Annotated in this window: 19 protein-coding genes and 1 pseudogene; 3 read left to right on the top strand and 17 right to left on the bottom strand. The window is 42.4% G+C overall.

The window, feature by feature from the left end:
- Positions 1–133: 133 nt before the first annotated feature.
- From HMPREF2853_RS04665 to HMPREF2853_RS04630, 8 genes are all read right to left on the bottom strand, one after another.
- Entirely contained in the window at positions 134–643 is a 510-nt protein-coding gene (locus tag HMPREF2853_RS04665) for a GNAT family N-acetyltransferase (RefSeq protein ID WP_070535079.1), read from the bottom strand.
- A 259-nt stretch (positions 644–902) separates the two neighbouring features.
- Positions 903–1142, bottom strand: coding sequence for a 30S ribosomal protein S18 (gene rpsR, locus HMPREF2853_RS04660; RefSeq protein ID WP_000068664.1), 240 nt, complete (start codon positions 1140–1142; stop codon positions 903–905).
- 31 nt (positions 1143–1173) lie between these two features.
- Positions 1174–1644 carry a single-stranded DNA-binding protein SsbA gene (gene ssbA / locus HMPREF2853_RS04655; protein WP_049500896.1) on the bottom strand — a complete coding sequence of 157 codons (471 nt, stop codon included), beginning with the start codon at positions 1642–1644 and terminating at the stop codon, positions 1174–1176.
- 11 nt (positions 1645–1655) lie between these two features.
- Complete coding sequence (gene rpsF, locus HMPREF2853_RS04650) at positions 1656–1946, bottom strand: 30S ribosomal protein S6 (protein WP_001151782.1); 291 nt, start codon at positions 1944–1946, stop codon at positions 1656–1658.
- 132 nt (positions 1947–2078) lie between these two features.
- On the bottom strand, positions 2079–3287 hold the full coding sequence (locus HMPREF2853_RS04645; protein WP_070535077.1) for an MFS transporter: 1209 nt from the start codon (positions 3285–3287) through the stop codon (positions 2079–2081).
- Positions 3288–3410: 123 nt separating this feature from the next.
- Positions 3411–4754: an asparagine--tRNA ligase gene (gene asnS / locus HMPREF2853_RS04640; RefSeq protein WP_070535075.1), complete on the bottom strand. Its 1344-nt coding sequence runs from the start codon at positions 4752–4754 to the stop codon at positions 3411–3413.
- A gap of 152 nt (positions 4755–4906) precedes the next feature.
- The gene (locus HMPREF2853_RS04635; RefSeq protein ID WP_070535073.1) at positions 4907–6085 is read right to left on the bottom strand and encodes a pyridoxal phosphate-dependent aminotransferase; all 1179 of its coding nucleotides are present in this window, start codon (positions 6083–6085) and stop codon (positions 4907–4909) included.
- 9 nt (positions 6086–6094) lie between these two features.
- On the bottom strand, positions 6095–6571 hold the full coding sequence (locus HMPREF2853_RS04630) for a cell wall elongation regulator TseB-like domain-containing protein (protein WP_070535071.1): 477 nt from the start codon (positions 6569–6571) through the stop codon (positions 6095–6097).
- Between the two features lie 118 nt (positions 6572–6689).
- On the opposite strand from HMPREF2853_RS04630, the gene HMPREF2853_RS04625 reads away from it, so the two are divergent.
- A complete protein-coding gene (locus tag HMPREF2853_RS04625; RefSeq protein WP_000816318.1) occupies positions 6690–7136 on the top strand; it encodes a MarR family winged helix-turn-helix transcriptional regulator in 447 nt (148 codons plus the stop codon).
- Between the two features lie 91 nt (positions 7137–7227).
- Entirely contained in the window at positions 7228–7776 is a 549-nt protein-coding gene (locus HMPREF2853_RS04620) for an NADPH-dependent FMN reductase (protein WP_049500889.1), read from the top strand.
- A gap of 31 nt (positions 7777–7807) precedes the next feature.
- Here HMPREF2853_RS04620 and yaaA read toward each other — a convergent pair whose 3' ends face one another.
- The 5 genes and pseudogenes from yaaA to HMPREF2853_RS04595 all read right to left on the bottom strand — a co-directional run bounded on the left by yaaA (position 7808) and on the right by HMPREF2853_RS04595 (position 13651).
- Entirely contained in the window at positions 7808–8536 is a 729-nt protein-coding gene (gene yaaA / locus HMPREF2853_RS04615; RefSeq protein WP_070535070.1) for a peroxide stress protein YaaA, read from the bottom strand.
- Positions 8537–8615: 79 nt separating this feature from the next.
- Positions 8616–8747: a DUF3953 domain-containing protein gene (locus HMPREF2853_RS09725; protein WP_002874755.1), complete on the bottom strand. Its 132-nt coding sequence runs from the start codon at positions 8745–8747 to the stop codon at positions 8616–8618.
- 85 nt (positions 8748–8832) lie between these two features.
- Positions 8833–10428, bottom strand: a pseudogene (locus HMPREF2853_RS04605) (hypothetical protein).
- An 11-nt stretch (positions 10429–10439) separates the two neighbouring features.
- Complete coding sequence (locus HMPREF2853_RS04600; RefSeq protein WP_070535066.1) at positions 10440–10850, bottom strand: peptide deformylase; 411 nt, start codon at positions 10848–10850, stop codon at positions 10440–10442.
- 104 nt (positions 10851–10954) lie between these two features.
- Positions 10955–13651, bottom strand: coding sequence for a cation-translocating P-type ATPase (locus HMPREF2853_RS04595; protein WP_070535064.1), 2697 nt, complete (start codon positions 13649–13651; stop codon positions 10955–10957).
- A 306-nt stretch (positions 13652–13957) separates the two neighbouring features.
- Here HMPREF2853_RS04595 and mntE point away from each other — a divergent pair, with 306 nt between their 5' ends.
- Positions 13958–15151, top strand: coding sequence for a CDF family manganese efflux transporter MntE (gene mntE / locus HMPREF2853_RS04590; protein ID WP_070535062.1), 1194 nt, complete (start codon positions 13958–13960; stop codon positions 15149–15151).
- 53 nt (positions 15152–15204) lie between these two features.
- Here the strand turns inward: mntE and HMPREF2853_RS04585 are convergent, their stop codons facing one another.
- From HMPREF2853_RS04585 to dapB, 4 genes are read right to left on the bottom strand one after another with little or no spacing between them, the layout of a single operon-like run.
- A complete protein-coding gene (locus HMPREF2853_RS04585) occupies positions 15205–15816 on the bottom strand; it encodes a hypothetical protein (protein ID WP_000969658.1) in 612 nt (203 codons plus the stop codon).
- Positions 15813–17681 (bottom strand): ABC-F family ATP-binding cassette domain-containing protein, encoded by a 1869-nt coding sequence (locus HMPREF2853_RS04580; protein ID WP_070535060.1) that lies wholly within the window; start codon positions 17679–17681, stop codon positions 15813–15815. Before HMPREF2853_RS04580 ends, HMPREF2853_RS04585 begins: the two co-directional genes overlap by 4 nt.
- A complete protein-coding gene (locus HMPREF2853_RS04575; RefSeq protein WP_083306890.1) occupies positions 17678–18877 on the bottom strand; it encodes a CCA tRNA nucleotidyltransferase in 1200 nt (399 codons plus the stop codon). Before HMPREF2853_RS04575 ends, HMPREF2853_RS04580 begins: the two co-directional genes overlap by 4 nt.
- On the bottom strand, positions 18874–19641 hold the full coding sequence (dapB, locus tag HMPREF2853_RS04570; protein ID WP_070535056.1) for a 4-hydroxy-tetrahydrodipicolinate reductase: 768 nt from the start codon (positions 19639–19641) through the stop codon (positions 18874–18876). Before dapB ends, HMPREF2853_RS04575 begins: the two co-directional genes overlap by 4 nt.
- Positions 19642–19697 lie beyond the last annotated feature (56 nt).

The following is a 19697-nucleotide window of genomic DNA, read 5'->3' as shown; positions in this document are numbered from 1 at the left end:
TATTTCAAACAATTATATTTTATCACTTTGAGGAATAAATTAAACAATTTCAAACAAATAAATCCCTTTTTCGAATGAAAAAGGGACTGTGATTGTTTACTATATTTAAAATCTAAATCTTATAAAATCTGTCTTAAAACAAATTTTTCGACAGATACAAGATCAATTCTCCGATATCTTCACAAACCGCATTCATGGCCGGTTGATGGTTCTGATACCAAACACCCGTCCCATCTGGAATATAGCCTCGTTTGATGTACAATCTCTGGGCAGGTCCATACCCTGAATGGAGCCCAACACCAAGGGTCACCTTATCCGATATGAGCCTAACTCGTTTTTCTGCTTCTTCCAGCAAGAGATTTCCAATACCTTGATTTTGAAAAGGTTCAAAGACATTAAAATCTGAGAGTTCTGGATAGATTTCTGCAAAAGGCCCCTGCTTAGCGCAGGGCAAAATTGAGATATAACCCGCCAAAGCACCCTCAACCTCTGCAACTAAGACTTCTCTCTCCCCACTTTCTTGCTCCTTAAAGTATCGAGTTAAAATCTCCTCTCTACTTGGCCAACCTTGGCTGATAAATCCTCGAGATAGTTCTTTTATGTCAGATTCTTGCATTTTTCTAATTGAACATGTCCTCTTCATAAGTTGCTCCTTTATAGCTTTCTTCTACCATTATAGCACGATAATAAAGATTAAAAGAAAAAACCTAGTAAGACAAAAGAATCTTACTATGTCAACAGGAAATCCTTTCTAACAAAATCCTATAAAAAATCTGAAAAAGAGGTCCACCCAGACTGAACTCGCCTTCTCATTTCAAGGCTCGTGAAAAAAAGACCCGTAAGGATCTTATTCGCTTTCTTATTTCCGAGCTCATGAAAAAGAGGTCCACTGGACCTCTTTTTTAATCTTCGTTTACGAAAGGCATCAAAGCCATTACGCGAGCGCGTTTGATAGCTGTTGTTACTTTACGTTGGTTTTTAGCTGAAGTTCCTGTTACACGACGTGGAAGGATTTTCCCACGTTCTGAAACGAAACGGCTAAGAAGTTCAGTATCTTTGTAATCAACATATTCAATTTTGTTTGCTGCGATGTAATCAACTTTTTTACGGCGTTTGAATCCGCCACGACGTTGTTGAGCCATGTTTTTTCTCCTTTATAGTATTAATTGTCCATTAGAATGGTAAATCATCATCTGAAATGTCCAATGGATTGGTTGCTCCGAATGGATTTTCAGAACGTGAAAAGTCTGGTACTGGGTTTGCAGGTGCTGATTGACCAGCAGTTGGTGCAGAATAAGCTCCACTTGAATGTCCTTCGCGCACTCCGCGGCTTTCCAACATTTGGAAATTCTCAGCCACGACTTCTGTTACGTAGACACGTTGTCCTTGCTGGTTATCGTAACTACGAGTCTGGATACGACCTGTAATCCCGATAAGAGAGCCTTTTTTAGCCCAGTTAGCAAGATTTTCAGCCTGTTGGCGCCACATAACGACATTGATAAAATCAGCCTCACGTTCGCCATTTTGACTCTTAAATGTACGGTTTACTGCAAGAGTAAAAGTCGCAACTGCTACATTTGATGGGGTATAACGCAACTCAGCGTCACGAGTCATACGCCCTACAAGTACAACATTGTTAATCATAATTTACCTTCTTACGCGTCAAGTTTGACGATCATGTGACGAAGAATGTCAGCGTTGATTTTTGAAAGACGGTCAAACTCTTTAAGAGCTGCGTCGTCGTTAGCTTCAACGTTAACGATGTGGTAAAGTCCTTCGCGGAAATCTTGGATTTCGTATGCAAGACGACGTTTTTCCCATGATTTTGATTCAACAACAGTTGCACCGTTGTCAGTCAAGATAGAGTCAAAACGTGCTACCAAAGCGTTTTTCGCTTCTTCTTCAATGTTTGGACGAATGATATAAAGAATTTCGTATTTAGCCATTGATATGTTCCTCCTTTTGGTCTAATGACCCCTAGTCTTTGCAAGGGGTAAGTGAGGTTTGCTCACAATAAACTATTATACTAGAAATACTAGTAGATAGCAAGAGAAAAAAGAGAAAAATGAAAAATAACTCTATTGATTAGAAATAATATTCTCTTTCAGTTCTAAAGCTCTGGCCATCTCTTTCAAAATGAAGAATAGTGAAAAGCCGACTATTACTAAAAAGAATCCTAAGTAAATAAAGGCTTCTACAAAACCTAGAGCATCAATCAGCCACCCCGTCAGAGGAAAAATAACAATCATACTCAGGCTGAACATCATGGAGTAGACACTTAGCATGGTTGCACGTACCTCACTTGGGAGTCGATTTTGTAAATCGTTGTCAAAAATCGGTTGAAAGAGAGCATATAAGGCGTTACTAATCAAATAAATCAAAATATAAATCAGTGGCGTACCAAAGTAGGAAAGTAAGTAGGTCACTCCCGTCAAGAGTACAAGAATTGGAAAGAGCTTTAAGGCGGAATACTTCTTTCCAATCTTACTTGCTAGATAAACTGCCCAGATATTCAAAGCACTGCCCATCAGCATAACCATCGAAATCTGCCATCCTTCTAAGTCCGGCAGTTGATTTTGATAGTAAAAATAAAACATGCACATCAGTGTCCCGATGATTTGGGACAGAATCATCCAACCAAAAAGACTGGGATTTCTCTGCAGCTCCTCTTTAACAGTCAACATAATCTTTTTCATGGTCAGGCGCTCAGATTTTTGCGCTTTAACACTAGGCTCTTTTAGCATCCAAGTTAAGAATAGGACGATTATAGAAGTGGCAATCATGATATAGTAGGTCAAGTGCAATTGACCATGGACAAAAAATCCCGCTAAAACGGTCCCCAAAGACCGAGTTCCTTCTGCTACTCCTGACATAAAACTTGAGATAGACAAGTAGCGCTCTTTTAATCCAGCCTCCACGGCCGAATCATAAACCATAGCTGCACTCGTCCCCGAATCAAAATTATAAGACAAGGCACTCACCACCATAGCGAGTGCATAAATCCAAAAATTACCTTGCCCTAGTAACATGAGAATAGACGACGCAATCCCAGCAATCCGACTGAGATAAAGATTGGTTTTATATGAATAGCGGTCAGCTAACATTCCAGAGGGAATTTCACAAATGACACTGGTGGCATGAAAAATACTTTCCAATAAGCCAATCTGCCAAAGCGACATCCCGTTTTGACTGAGAAATAGAATCCAAAAGCTAGTAATGCCCAAAAAGGCAAAAAATTCCACCCCAGCCATGAGACCGATATTCTTCCGATAATTTGGTTTAAACATCATTTCTCCTTTAACAAGTGTATATATCTTTGTGTCTGTCACTTGTTAATCTGTGCTTTACATGTCCCTCACCTCTTCTTTCTTCTACTTTGAAAAAACGCCCCTAGGGCGTTTTGATTTATTTTACGGTTTAATACGGTGCAACATACGTGGGAATGGAATAGCTTCGCGGATATGTTTAGTTCCTGCTGCGAAAGTTACCATACGCTCGATACCGATACCAAATCCACCATGTGGTACTGTACCATATTTACGAAGGTCAAGGTAGAATTCATATTCTGTACGATCCATACCAAGTTCATCCATCTTAGCTACAAGGGCATCGTAGTCTTCCTCACGCATAGAACCACCGATGATTTCTCCGTAACCTTCTGGGGCAAGCAAGTCTGCACAAAGTACGCGCTCTGGATTTCCAGGAACTGGTTTCATGTAGAAGGCCTTGATAGCTGCTGGGTAGTTCATGACAAATGTTGGCACACCAAAGTGGTTTGAAATCCAGGTTTCGTGTGGTGAACCAAAGTCATCGCCATGCTCAAGATGCTCATAGTCAGCATCTTCATCATTCTCATGCTCTTGCAAGAGGTCAATGGCTTGATCGTAAGTGATGCGTTTGAATTGCTCTGCAATGTAGCGTTTCAAAAGATCTGTATCACGTTCCAAAGTTTCCAAGGCTTGGGGAGCACGGTCAAGTACACCTTGAAGAAGGGCTTTTACGTAAGCTTCTTGCAAGTCAAGTGATTCATCGTGTGTCAAGTATGAGTACTCCGCATCCATCATCCAGAACTCAGTCAAGTGACGGCGTGTTTTTGATTTTTCAGCACGGAATACTGGACCAAAGTCAAAGACACGGCCAAGAGCCATAGCCCCTGCTTCTAGGTAAAGCTGACCTGATTGGCTCAAGTAGGCTGGAGTTCCAAAGTAGTCTGTTTCAAAGAGTTCTGTTGAATCTTCTGCCGCATTTCCTGAAAGAATTGGGCTATCAAACTTCATGAATCCGTTCTTATCAAAGAACTCATAAGTTGCATAAATGATCGCGTTACGGATTTGCATCACAGCCACTTGCTTACGAGAACGGAGCCACAAGTGACGGTTGTCCATCAAGAAGTCTGTTCCGTGTTCTTTTGGTGTGATTGGGTAGTCTTGAGATTCACCAATCACTTCGATGTCTGTAATATCCAACTCATAGCCAAACTTAGAACGTTCGTCTTCTTTGACAATTCCTGTCACATAAACAGAAGTTTCTTGGCTCAAGCGTTTGATGGTGTCAAACTTCTCAAGTCCCACTTCTTCACCAAATTTTTCTACAAAGTTTGGTTTAAAGGCTACACCTTGGAAGAAGGCTGTTCCATCACGCAATTGCAAGAAGGCAATTTTCCCTTTTCCAGATTTGTTGGCAACCCAGGCTCCGATGGTCACTTCTTGACCAACGTAGTCTTTTACATCGATAATTGTTACACGTTTTGTCATAATCTATCTTCCTTTTTTCGTTTAACTTGTCCGAAGACATCATTACCCACTATTTTACCATAAATAGACTGTGATAGCTAGGTTCTACTAGAGAAAAATCGCGAGATTTTCGTTACAAAAAATCTTCGCTAAAAAGGCGAAGATTCCAAGTTTTATTTTTCCATAAATTGATGCAAACGACGAATAGCTTCTTTTAATGTATCCAAGTCTGTGGCATAGCTGAGACGAACATTTTCTGGTGCTCCAAATCCAGCCCCTGTAATCAAGGCCAGTCCGACTTCTTCGAGAATAGCCGTTGTAAACTCTGTCACATCAGTATAACCCTTCATCTCCATCGCTTTTTTAACATTTGGGAAGAGATAGAAGGCTCCTTGGGGCTTGACAACTTCAAAACCTGGGACTTGGCACAAGAGTGGATAAATGGTATTCAAACGTTCTTCAAAGGCTTGGCGCATGGTTTCAACAGAGTCTTGCGGTCCAGTTAGGGCTTCAATGGTAGCATATTGGGATACTGCTGTCAGATTTGAGGTCGTTTGTCCTGTTAGTTTGCTCATGGCAGCAATAATCTCAGGATTTCCCACAGCATAACCTACCCGCCAACCAGTCATAGCATAGGCCTTAGATACACCATTAATCACGATGGTTTGCTTGCGAATGGCTTCTGACAGACTAGAAATTGGAACAAACTCATTCCCGTTATAAACCAAACGACCATAAATATCATCTGCTAGGATGAGAATATCATGTTCAACAGCCCAATTTCCGATAGCCATGAGTTCCTCACGAGAGTAAATCATACCAGTCGGATTCGATGGCGAATTGAGAACCAAGACCTTGGTCTTGTCTGTTCGGGCTGCTTCTAGCTGTTCTACTGTTACTTTAAAGTGATTGTCTTCCTTGGCCTGGACAAAGACCGGCACACCTTCTGCCATTTTGACTTGATCTCCATAGCTGACCCAGTATGGTGTAGGGATGATGACCTCATCATCTGGATTGACCACAGCCATAAAGAAGGTGTAGAGAGAGAACTTAGCACCAGTGGCAAAGGTAACCTCGTTTGCTGCTACAGAATAGCCATAATAGCGTTCAAAGTAGGTATTAACCGCCGCTTTTAACTCTGGTAGGCCTGAAGCAACTGTATAGAAGGAAGCACGTCCATCTCGAATCGCTTCTACCGCTGCCTCCTGAATGTTTTCAGGAGTATGAAAATCAGGCTGTCCCAAGGTTAAGAAAAGAACATCCTTTCCCTGAGCTTTTAATGCTTTGGCTCTTGCATCACTAGCTAGAGTGACGCTTTCTTCCATTTCTAGTACACGTTTGGATAGTTTCATATGCCCTCCTTATTGGATCACTACTCCTGTTTCAAAGTCAACCAGATAGTACTGGTTTCCTGACTTAACTTCCCAAATCGGCTTGTCCTGATAGCGACCAAAAGTAATCTTGTCAATGTCGCTAGCTCCTTTTTCCCTCGAAATCGTCGCTGCCTTGTCTTGAGAAATCCCCTTATCAAGCTGATAAACATAAATCTTGTGGTCATTCTTTTCAATCAGTACGGCAATGGCCTCTTGCTTTTTATTATGTCCCAGAACGCTGTAATAACCTTCTAGTCCATTATAGAAATCAACCTGATCTGCCTTTTCCAATTCTGCATACTGCTTGGCTAGTTTTTCTCCCTCAACTCTAGCATCTTGATAGGGTTTCATGCTGAGTGATATCAGATAAAGGAAGGAAGTGGTCATGACTAGTACCACCAGAGCAATGCCGATTCCATACTGTAAAAGTAGCTTGTTTTTTGCTTTTTTCTGTCTTAGTTTCACTCGTCTATTTTACCATCTCTCTTCCTTTATTACAAGTGAAGACAGGAACATTCTAAGATTATTTTCCTATAAAATATAAGTTCTTGTTTTTCTGTCTAATTATTGATAAAATAACCTTATGAAACAATATTTGAAAGAGAAAATTTCCGATAATCAATTAGACTTAAAAACAGCTATCGTCCTCAATAAAGCCATACGGACTTTTAAACCATATGAAGCCAAAGCCGCTAAAGAACATGGGCTAACACCCACTCAATTTTCAGTTTTGGAAACCCTCTATAGCAAGGGGGAACTACGCATTCAGGATTTGATTGAAAAAATGCTAGCCACTTCTGGAAACATGACTGTTGTCATTCGAAATATGGTTCGAGATGGGTGGATTTCTAGAACTTGTGACCCCAAGGATCGTCGCTCCTTTTTCCTGAAATTAACACCTGCAGGACGCAGAAAAATCGAAGAGGTTCTTCCTGACCATATCGATTCGATCGTAGAAGCACTCAGCATCTTGGAAGATGGCGAAAAGGAAGATTTAATCCGCATTTTAAAAAAATTTAAAAATTTGTGAGCAAAATTATTGCTAATTAGTATCATTTGTTGTAACATAGATGGTAACAAAAGAGTTCGCTCTTTGAATTTTAAACTAAAGGAGACATATCATGTCTAAAAAAGTATTATTTATCGTCGGCTCACTTCGCCAAGGTTCTTTCAACCACCAAATGGCCCTCGAAGCTGAAAAAGCACTTGCCGGAAAAGCGGAAGTTAGCTATCTTGATTACTCAGCTGTTCCTCTCTTCAGCCAAGATTTGGAAGTTCCAACTCATCCAGCTGTAGCTGCTGCTCGTGAAGCAGTTCTTGCTGCGGATGCCATCTGGATTTTCTCTCCAGTCTACAACTTCTCTATCCCTGGAACAGTGAAAAACTTGCTTGACTGGCTCTCTCGTGCCATTGATTTGTCTGATACACGTGGTGCTTCTGCCCTCCAAGACAAGTTTGTTACTGTCTCATCTGTAGCCAATGCCGGTCACGAACAACTCTTTGCTATTTACAGAGAACTCTTGCCATTTATCCGTACACAAGTCGTTGGTGACTTTACAGCCGCTCGTGTCAATGACTCTGCTTGGGCAGATGGAAAATTGGTGTTAGAAGAAGCAACTGCTTCATCACTTGCAAAACAAGCGGACGACCTTCTTGCAGCCATCAACTAATCCAGCAAAAACCAGCTCGAATGAGCTGGTTTTATGCTTGTTTTACAAAGACGAGTTCTAAATCACTTGATAAATCAGGTCGGTAGTCAAAACCTGCAAAACTGAGCTTGCGAGCTTGTTCGACTGTATGGATTTGCCCCTCTATCAAGGCGGTCAAAAAGGCACCACGGGCTTTTTTTGAAATGGTTGAGTGGATTTTCAACTGGCCTGCCTTGTCCTCCATAAATTTGAAGGTCACCATCTTTTCTCTAATTTCCTTCGAAAATACAGTTTCAAACTCTGATGATAGGAGTGAGAATATCAAGTTCTCATCCTGTAGGGCCTCATCGTAAGCTGACTTCCAATGACTCTTTAAAGTCTTACCAGCAACTTTTAACTTCATCAAGAAATCCAAACGGTGAGGAGCCATTGGAGATAAGGCGGGGACAACACCGTATAAAGCTGAGGTAATCAGGACATGATTTTCAAGATAGGTTTGTTCAGCCTCGGTTAACCCATCTCGTTTGATGTGACGATACATGAGACCATCGAAGAGTTTCAAGGCTGGATAGTTTTTAGCCCTGTGATCTTTTAGAGCTTGAATGTGGCCGTACTCTTCTTCTGCTTTCTCGGCAGATACCTTATAAAAAGTCTTTAATTCACTGACTGAGTAGTGCGCCAGTGAGTCAAGGACTGCCTGACTTTCTTTCCTCAAGGGGAGCGCTTCGATACAAGAATGGTCTGTGTTCATTTCTTTTGCTGTTGGGATTAAAATTTTCATATTGTTAGTGTAGCATATTTTTCAATCACGACCAAGAATTTCATCTTAAAAACCTCGGTTCACACCGAGGTTTCTCTGTTTATTTTGGCCATCCTAACCAGATAGCCACGAGAACAAGGGCTGTGCCAGCTAAGCTTGTTAAGATAGATAAGAATTTATCTTTTTTCTCCTTGAACTGAGAAAACCTATTTTTATACTCAATGAAAATCAAAGAGCAAACTAGGAAGCTAGACGCAGGCAGTACTTGAGTACGGCAAGGCGACGCTGACGTAGTTTGAAGAGATTTTCGAAGGGTATTATTGTACTTTAAAGGTCTTGAGATAATTATCTTTTCCAACTTGACCTTCAAAGGATTGCCCATTTTCGAGGTAAGGAAGGTCGTCTGACACGGAAGCCTTGACCTTATAAATCTTGCCATCAATTTTGAAGAAGTAGACAGTATCACCTTTGATGACAGCTGATTTAAGATCTGAGACGATACCTTTAATGTTTTCTACCGTTTCGTTATCCAGCTCGAGGTCATTTTTATTGGCATATTTGCTGAGGAGTTCATCTACCGTAGTTGCTACGATAACGTTTTGGTACTCCACTGCATCGACCAATGCATACTCCTTGACCAAGCCTGCATTGTCCTTCAAGCCCATGATATAGAGAGGCTTGTCATTGAGATTGACAAGGATAGGGAAGGTCGCCTTATAGGCTTTTTCCTGCACTGCTCCTTCTGCGGAAGCACGGGCTGATTCTTCGGTTGCTGATGCTAGATTGTACTTGGTGATTTAACCAGTGCGCATATTTTCAAGGATAAATCCTAGATTACTTTCGTCAGCGTTGGCTGAAGTCACCCCCGTATAGAGATAAATGTCATTTCCGATAGAAAGATAGTTATAGCCCTCGGTCGTTTGGGTAACGTTTTTCTTAGAAATCAAGGCATTCCAAAAGCCGTCTTTATACTTGCCGTTGTAGTTGATTTGCTCGATGGTTTCTTCTGCTGGATAGACACGATCCACCCATTCTGGTACTTCATCCAAGCTGTATTCCTTGGTTTCTCCATTGGTGGCGTCTAAGATAATAACAGACGAAGGGCGAGGGACTCCTAGACCAAACTGCTTTTGATAAACGGTTGCTACATAGAAAGGATTGCCTTCATCATCCACCTCAAAGGATGGCGTTTTAAAAATCTTGGTTGGGTACTTGATTCGAAGATGACGTTTGACATCGCGATTAAAATACTCGGAGTCTGAATACTTCATCGACGTTTTTAAATCCACCAATTCCGCATTTCCTGTCACCATATCAACCTTGATATACTCGCCAATTCCCTTGGACTGATTATTAAACCATTTGATCGGGTCGGCATACTCCAAAGGAGTTACTCGATAAGGTTTGCCATCAACCGTCAGCTGAGTATAGGTATCTGCTGCCACATACTGGGAGACCTTATCCGTCAGAGAGCCTAGATAACGGTCTCCAATCTTCTCTGCAGTGCTCCGATCTAGAATTGGAACCTTACTGGTATCACTCTTAGGAAAATCTTTAAAATCTTTTTCTGTGATAGACACCACATTAGCATAATTTTTTGCTTGGAAAAAGCTAGAGGTTACTAGGCTAACAAGACCAGCAAGGGCAAAAATGATACCTGCAGTCAGAAACAATCCTCTACTAAGTTTGGTAAAAAGGAATCCTTCTAGATTGAGATCTTTGGCAGCCTTGCCATGGCGTACATGAACAGTTTTGAGGAGATTGGTATCCTTTCGGAAACTAAACAAAATCCCCATCACCACCAGATGCCCACAGAGAAAGAAGATGAATTCCCAACTAGTCAGATTGAAGGGCGGTAAAAAGATATACCAAGTCGTTGCGATAAAAACAAGTTCAAATAGTATGCGTTTCATCTGAGTTCCTCCTAAATAATCCGTCCTTCCAAATGATCCAGTTCATGCTGGCAGATCTGAGCTGGAAAACCTGTTAGCGTAATGGTCTGCTCCTGCCACTTACTATCACGATAGGAAACCGTAATCGTTTCATAACGAGTCGTCGTTCGAACACCAGTCAAGGACAAACAACCTTCCTCGGTCTCGTAAGGTCCTTTATAAGAAAGGAGAATGGGATTAAACATGACCATGGGAACTAAGCCAAGATTAAAGATAATGACACGCTTCTGCACGCCAATCATATTTGCTGCCAGACCGACACAGGTCTCGCGATTAGCCAGCAGGGTATCCTGCAAATCCTTAGCCAGATAAAGGTCTTCCTGACTTGCAGGTTTTGAGACCTGCGACAAAAATAAGGCATCTAGGACAATTTTCTTTTCCATTCTCTTTCACTCCTTGCTACTTTACTTTATTATAGCACAAAAGGGAGCGACTTCTAGTCCTTTCCCTAAAATGCAAAAAAAGCCATCCGAAGATGACTTTCTTTTTAAATCGCATTCTTATCAAGACCAAGTTTACGTTGAACAAACTTGACGATTTCGACGATAAGTATCATTGAGAAGCTTCCAGCTAGAACGATGGCCCATTGCGATAAGTCTAGTTTGGTTACGTGGAAGATACCTTCAAGCGGTTCTACAACGATGGTCGCCATCAGAAGGATGAAGGATACCAAGATGGACCAGTTAAAGGTCTTAGACTTGAATGGGCCAACTGTCAAGATGGATTGGTAAACAGACTTGACATTGTAGGCATGGAATAGTTGAATCAAACCAAGGGTTGCAAAGGCCATAGTAAGGGCATCCGCATGAATGGCATGATTGTCACCCACATGAACTGGGTAAGCAATTGCAAGTCCATAAACACTCATAACAATAGCTGCTTGGAGTACACCTTGATAGATGATAGAACTCAAAACACCACCTGAGAAGAAGCTTGACTTACGTCCACGAGGTTTGTGGGTCATAACACCTGGCTCAGCAGGTTCAACACCAAGAGCGATAGCTGGGAAGGTATCGGTTACCAAGTTGATCCACAAAAGATGAACTGGCTGCAAGACGTCCCAACCAAACAAGGTTGATAAGAAGATAGTTAATACTTCAGCAGTATTGGCAGAAAGTAAGTACTGAATAGTCTTTTGAATGTTTGAGAAGACCTTGCGTCCTTCTTCAACTGCGACGATAATGGTCGCAAAGTTATCATCTGCAAGAATCATGTCAGAAGCCCCCTTAGAAACCTCTGTACCAGTGATTCCCATACCGATACCGATATCGGCTGTTTTCAGAGCTGGCGCATCATTAACACCGTCACCTGTCATAGCAACAACCTTACCTTGTTTTTGCCAAGCCTTGACGATACGAACCTTGTGTTCTGGAGATACACGCGCGTAGACAGAGTATTGACCAACGACTTTTTCAAATTCTTCATCTGAAAGTTCGTTGAGTTCAGCACCAGTCAAGACATGGTCTTCCGAGTCATTTTCATCGATGATTCCCAAACGTTTGGCAATGGCTTCCGCTGTATCTTGGTGGTCACCAGTGATCATGATTGGACGGATTCCCGCTTCCTTAGCGACACGAACAGCTTCTGCTGCTTCGGCACGTTCAGGGTCAATCATTCCAATCAATCCAGTAAAGATCAAGTTGTTTTCAAGCTCTTCAGAAGTCAGGTTTTCTGGAATGCTGTCTACAATCTTATAAGCACCCGCAAGAACACGCAAGGCTTGGTGAGCCATTTCAGAGTTGTTTGTGTGAATTAAGTCATTAACTTTCTCATCAATCGGAGCAACATCTCCAGCCTTATCACGAGCAACACAACGTTTCAAAAGTTGATCTGGAGCCCCTTTGACTGCCACGAGGAATTTACCATCTGGCAATGGATGAACCGTTGACATGAGTTTACGATCTGAGTCAAACGGCAATTCAGCTACACGAGGATATTTCTCTAAGAATCCTTTAACATCGTAGCCCTTGTCCAAGGCATACTGGATGAAGGCTGTTTCCGTTGGATCCCCGATCAAGTTTCCTTCAGCATCAATCTTAGTATCGTTGGCCAAGACAACAGAACGAAGAAGCGGCATGTCCAAGCCAAGTTCAATGTCATCAGCAGAATCATGTAGGGCTGCATCGTAGAAGACTTTTTCGACTGTCATCTTGTTCATGGTAAGCGTACCAGTCTTATCAGAAGCGATGATTTCTGTTGAACCAAGTGTTTCTACTGCTGGCAACTTACGAACGATAGAGTTTCGTTTGGCCAAAACTTGAGTACCAAGGGCAAGAACGATCGTCACGATAGCAGGAAGTCCTTCTGGAATGGCTGCAACAGCAAGCGCAACAGAGGTCATCAACTCACCAAGTGGATTTTTCCCTTGAATGAAGACTCCAACTACAAAAGTAACAAGGGCAATGACCAAAATTGCATAGGTCAAGACCTTAGAAAGGTTGTTCAAGTTTTGTTTGAGTGGTGTATCCGTCTCATCCGCATCTTGGAGCATGCCAGCGATATGACCCACTTCAGTGTACATACCTGTATTGACAACAACACCAAGACCACGACCATAAGTCACATTTGAGTTTTGGAAGGCCATATTGACACGGTCACCAATACCAGCATCTCCAGCGAGCTCGACTGTCAAGTCTTTTTCAACTGGAACAGACTCACCTGTCAATGCTGCTTCTTCGATTTTAAGAGAATTAGCTTCTAGCAATCGTAGGTCTGCTGGAACTACATCACCAGCTTCAAGAGCAACGATATCACCTGGTACCAATTCTTTTGAGTCAATCTCAGCCATATGCCCATCACGAAGAACGCGCGCAGCTGGACTAGACATAGACTTGAGGGCTTCGATGGCTTCTTCTGCTTTTCCTTCTTGGTAAACACCAAAGGCTGCGTTGATGATAACAACGGCCAGAATAATGATGGCATCTGCAATATCTTCCCCACCAGAAGTTATGACGGACAAGATGGCTGCAGCCACCAAAATAATAATCATCAAATCCTTAAACTGTTCGATGAATTTAACCAAGAGAGATTTTTTCTCACCCTCTTCCAGTTCATTGCGTCCATATTCAGCTAGACGTTTCTGTGCTTCGCTTGACGAAAGACCTTGCTCAGTTGCTTCAACTGACTTCAAGACCTCTTCAGGACTTTGAGTATAAAACGCTTGGCGTTTTTGTTCTTTTGACATGTGTCTCCTCCTTGACATTGTGTGCAAAACAAGTTCTCTTTTAGTTTTATGACAAACAAAAAGAGACTTGTTAATCATAACAAGTCTCGCTGTTTAAGATAGTGCCGGAAAACATACTTTTCAGTATACAATTCGGAATGACGACACTATCACAGGTTTCTGCCAGCTACTCCCTTGAGTAGTACTATTATATCAAAATTTGAACAATTTTCAAGGGTTAAAATCAGATGAAACAAGACTAAATTTGAATTTTCCTTTGAAAACCAGTATAATGGTAGAATACTATATGACTAGAAAGGAAGCCCGATGAACCAATCCATGTCAAATCTCAAATTGGCAGAACGTGGAGCCATTATCAGCATTTCAACCTACCTCCTCTTGTCTGCAGCAAAATTGGCAACTGGTCACCTCCTGCATTCTTCCAGTTTGGTGGCAGATGGTTTCAACAACGTATCCGATATTATTGGAAATGTTGCTCTCTTGATTGGGATTCGGATGGCCCGCCAACCTGCAGACCGTGACCATAGCTTTGGTCACTGGAAGATTGAAGATTTGGCTAGCTTGATTACTTCCATCATCATGTTCTATGTTGGTTTTGATGTACTTCGGGACACCATTCAGAAAATCCTTAGTCGGGAACAAACACCCATTGATCCTCTGGGTGCAACTCTAGGAATCATTTCTGCAGCGATTATGTTTGTGGTCTATCTCTACAATACACGCCTCAGTAAGAAATCCAAATCCAAGGCTCTCAAAGCAGCTGCTAAGGACAATCTTTCCGATGCTGTCACCTCGCTTGGGACTTCCATTGCTATCTTAGCCAGCAGTTTCAATTACTCTATCGTGGATAAATTGGTCGCTATCATCATCACCTTCTTTATCTTAAAAACAGCCTATGATATCTTTATCGAGTCTTCCTTCAGTCTTTCAGATGGTTTTGATGACCGTCTGCTAGAGGACTACCAAAAGGCCATCATGGAGATTCCAAAGATTAGTAAGGTCAAGTCCCAAAGAGGGCGGACCTACGGTAGCAATATCTACCTTGATATCACCCTGGAAATGAATCCTGACCTATCAGTCTATGAAAGTCATGAGATTGCGGACCAGGTCGAGTCCATGCTGGAAGAGCGTTTTGGAGTCTTTGATACCGATGTCCATATCGAGCCAGCTCCCATACCTGAGGACGAGATTTTAGACAATGTCTATAAAAAACTGCTCATGCGTGAGCAATTGATTGACCAAGGAAATCAGCTAGAAGAACTCCTTGCTGAGGACTTTCTCTATATCCGTCAAGATGGAGAGCAGATGGATAAAGAGGCTTATAAGTCTGAAAAAGAACTTAGTGCTGCGATTAAGGACATTCAGATTACCTCCATTAGTCAGAAAACCAAATTCATTTGCTATGAGCTAGATGGTATCGTCCATACCAGTATCTGGCGTCGCCATGAAACTTGGCAAAACATCTTCCATCAGGAAACTAAAAAAGAAGACAAACAATGACCCTATCCAGTGGATAGGGCCTTTTTGATTATTCCACTTTAAGCAAAGACGGACTATGACGGTTTGGAAGATTTGCTTTTCGAAGCTTGTTTTGCCTCTTTTCTTGCTTGACGATTTTGTTCGATACGCCATTCTCTTTCATAGTACTTCATGGCATCATAGACCCTTTCAGGAAGTCCTACATCTAGTAGAAAGATCGGGATAATTAAATCTGCTGACTGATGAAAAGGGAGAATCCTTCTCTTCAACAGAGCTAGAAAGAATTGGGATTTCACATTTTCCTTGTTTTTAAAATAGACTTCAATCCGATAAGAATCCCTATACTTCCCTCGAATCCGAGAGAAGGAAAAGTCCTCTACATCTGCCCAAGCGTAGAAATGACTAGGTTTCTTTGGATTTTGTTTGTAGTAAAACCCCTCGACAGTACATCTCAAATATTCCTTATCGGAGCTTAACAACCTGTATGTCTGATAAACAACTACTCCAGCGCAAAAAAGTACAAGCAGCATTAACAAAAGACTTATCGTATGAAGTCCCGTCCCCTTTTCCGAATACGAATGGAGATAATAGAGAGGTAACAAGAAGAAAAGCACCGAAGCTAGGCCAAACAAGGCATTCCAAATGATTTTCTTGGGACTACGTTTAATGACTTTTTCTTCCATCATGCCAACTCACTTAAATATTCATAACGTTCGTATTTTTCAAGGAGTGCTTCGTTTTTCTCATCCAGTTCTTTTTGGAGAGTAGCCAGCTTACCAAAGTCAGAGCCATTTGCCTGCATTTCTTCTTCAATAGCAGCGATACGATTTTCCAAGGCTTCAATTTCGCCTTCAATGCTTGCCCACTCCTGCTTTTCTTGGTAGGTCATGCGTTTCTTGTCTTCACGGACCTTGACCACTTTCTCCTTTTCGGCCTTTTGCACTTGATTGGCCATCTCTGTTTCAAAGGCTTTTTCATCAAGGTAGTCGGTGTAATGGCCAAAGAAAGGACGAATCTTGCCATTCTCAAAGGCGAGAATCTTGGTCGCTACCTTATCCAAGAAATAACGATCGTGGCTAACTGTCAAGACAGGACCTGCAAAGCCCTGTAAGAAATTTTCCAAGACTGTCAAGGTCGCAATATCCAAGTCATTGGTTGGCTCGTCCAAAAGAAGAACATTGGGTTTTTCCAAGAGCAATTTGAGAAGATAAAGGCGTTTTTTCTCTCCACCAGACAATTTCTCAATCAAGGTTCCATGCGTCGAACGTGGGAAGAGAAACTGCTCTAGCAACTCTGCAATGGAAGTCGTAGAACCACCACTGGTCTTAACCTCTTCTGCTACTTCCTGCAGGTAATTGATAACCCGTTTGCTTTCATCCAAACCTTCAATTTGTTGAGAAAAATAGGCGATGCGAACCGTCTCACCGATGATCACTTGGCCTTTAGTCGGCTCAAGACTTCCTGCGATGAGATTAAGCAGAGTTGACTTCCCGACACCGTTGTCCCCAACGATTCCGATACGGTCTTTGGCTTGCACCAAGAGATTAAAATCTTGCAAAATGGGCTTGTTTTCATAGGCAAAGGAAACATCCTGAAACTCGATGACTTTCTTCCCAATCCGACTGGTTTCAAAGTTCATGGTCAAGTCTGTATCAGCAACGCCACCTGAAACTTCCTTTTTCAAGTCAAGGAAACGATTGATACGGGCTTGTTGCTTGGTCGCACGTGCCTGTGGTTGTCTGCGCATCCAGGCCAGTTCTTGCTTATAAAGTTGTTCTTTCTTGTGGAGAAGAGCTGCGTCACGCTCATCTTGTTCAGCCTTGAGGCGAACATAGTCCTGATAATTTCCCTGATACTCGGTCAAGCCTGCTCGGTCCAACTCGAAAATCCGCGTTGATAGTGCATCTAGGAAATAACGATCATGTGTGATAAAGAGAACGGTCTTCTTGGAATTTTTCAAAAAAAGAGTCAGCCACTCAATGGTCGCAATATCCAAATGGTTAGTCGGCTCGTCCAGAAGCAAGAGGTCGTGGTTTCCTAGGAGAACTTGCGCCAACTGAACCCGTCTTCTTAGACCACCTGACAATTCACCAACTGGAGTCGACAAATCCTGAATACCCAACTTGCTGAGAACAGTCTTGACCTGACTTTCGATTTCCCAGGCTTGAAGAGAATCCATCTCTGCCATGACCCGTTCCAAACGAGCTTGCTTGTCCTCACTGTAGTTGAGCATGATTAACTCATACTCACGAATCAACTGGATTTCCTTGAGGTCGCTGGAGAGAACCGTATCCAAGACCGTCTTGCTATCATCAAAGTCTGGATCTTGGGTCAAGTAACCAATCTGGTAATCATTTTTCGCTGAAAAGGGACTGACATCCCCATCAAAGCCAGAAACGCCAGAAAGGACATCCAAAAGGGTGGTTTTACCCGTTCCATTGACACCGATTAGACCGATTCTGTCTAGATCATGGATAATAAAGGAAATATCCTTAAAAACGGTCTTGTCACCGACGGACTTACTTAGTTTTTCAACGATAAAATCACTCATTTTTTCTCCCTCAGGTAAGCATGGATAGCTTGACGATCATTTTCCAACTCTCCATCGACAATGGCAAACTCAATCTCTGTTAAAATATCTCCCAAGTCTGGTCCTGGCTGGTAACCATATTCCTTAATCAAAATGCCACCATTAATCTGGATTTCTTTCTTATCATGAATGGTCAAACTCTGGTAAGTTTCTTTGATGGCTTGCGGGTTGACTTCTTTCCCTTGAGCCTGACGAAGACTTTCGGCTTGTAGAAGGGAATCCAAATCAAAGCGGTAACAATCGCGCTTGCTCAGCTCTCCTTCTTCTCGCAAAGTCAAAATAGTCAGCAAATCCTGTACTTGCTTGGCAAACTGGCGTGAGGTCTTCCAAGCTTTCAAAAATGGCTGTGCATCTTTAATCTCCAAAGCCCACAATAGAGCCGCCCAAGCTTGTTCGGAAGATTCAAAAGTGAAATCCGCCTCTAAATCAAACAGTCTGTTGAGCTTGTCTTGGCTTCCTGCCATATCTGGAAGATAGTCATAAGCTTGACTTTCAATCATGGAAGACAGACCAACTCGCCAAAAAGGTGCCAGCAATAGTTTATCAAACTCAACGAAGGTACGCTCCACAGAAATTTTCTCCAAAAGTGGCGTCAAAGTCTTCATCGCCTCAAAAGTTTCTGACTCAAGTTTAAAACCAAGACTGGCCTGAAAACGGAAACCACGCATAATCCGCAGAGCATCTTCGTTGAAACGTTCACTAGCCACTCCAACTGCTCGCAAGACTTGGTTTTCTAAATCGTCTAAACCATGGAACAAGTCAATAATTTCGCCTGTCTCATCCAAGGCAAACGCATTAACTGTGAAATCACGGCGCTTGAGGTCTTCTTCTAGCGAACGTACAAAGGAAACCGCGCTGGGTCTGCGATAGTCCACATAGACATCTTCGGTCCTAAAGGTGGTTACCTCATACTCCTCGTCCCAATCTAAAACCAAGACGGTTCCGTGCTCGATTCCGATATCGGCTGTTCGCGGAAAAATCTGCTTGGTCTCCTCTGGATAGGAAGAAGTCGCAATATCCACATCGTGGATAGGACGATTGAGGAGGGCATCTCTGACGGAGCCCCCAACAAAATAGGCTTCAAAACCTGCTTCTTTAATTTTTTCTAATACTGGTAAAGCCTTCTGAAATTCAGAAGGCATTTGCGTTAATCTCATAATAAGTGTTCTAATCCATAGACAAGCTCATGACGCTTGACAACTTCTTTGATTCCCAAATTGACCCCTGTCATGAAGGAGCTGCGATCATAGGAGTCATGACGAAGGGTCAATCCTTCTCCCTGATTGCCAAAGATGACTTCCTGATGAGCTACTAAGCCTGGCAAACGGACCGAGTGGATGCGCATACCATCAAAGTCAGCACCACGGGCACCTGCAATCAATTCTTCCTCATCAGGCGCACCTTGCTGGATAGACTCACGCACTTCTGCCATCAACTCAGCCGTTTTAATGGCTGTTCCGCTCGGAGCATCTTTTTTCTTGTCATGATGGAGCTCGATAATCTCCACATTTGGGAAATATTTGGCAGCCTGCGCCGCAAATTGCATGAGCAAGACAGCTCCCAAGGCAAAGTTAGGAGCAATCAAGCCACCCAAATCTTGTTCACGGGAAAATGCTTTTAGTTCTGCAATTTCTTCACTAGTGAATCCTGTTGTTCCAACTACTGGAGCAAAGCCATTTTCAAGAGCAAAGCGTGTATTTTCGTAGGCAACGGCTGGTGTAGTAAAATCCACCCAGACATCCGCTTCAACACCAGCCAAGTCAGCCTTATCATTGAAGACAGGAATTCCCTGCCATTCTGACTCAGACTCAAAAGGATCCAAAACTGCGACCAAGTCCAAGTCTGGATCAGCCAAGACCATCTGACAAGCAGCTTGACCCATCTTCCCCTTAAAACCGGCAATAATTACTCGAATACTCATCTCTACTCCTGTCTAAGATACAAAGCCTGTAAGAACACAAAGTGAAAATAGGAGTT

It is taken from the genome of Streptococcus sp. HMSC077F03, from assembly GCF_001812375.1.
Taxonomy (GTDB): Bacteria; Bacillota; Bacilli; order Lactobacillales; family Streptococcaceae; genus Streptococcus; species Streptococcus oralis_S.
Note: the sequence above shows the minus strand (reverse complement) of the source record. Positions and strands in the feature narration are given on the sequence as shown.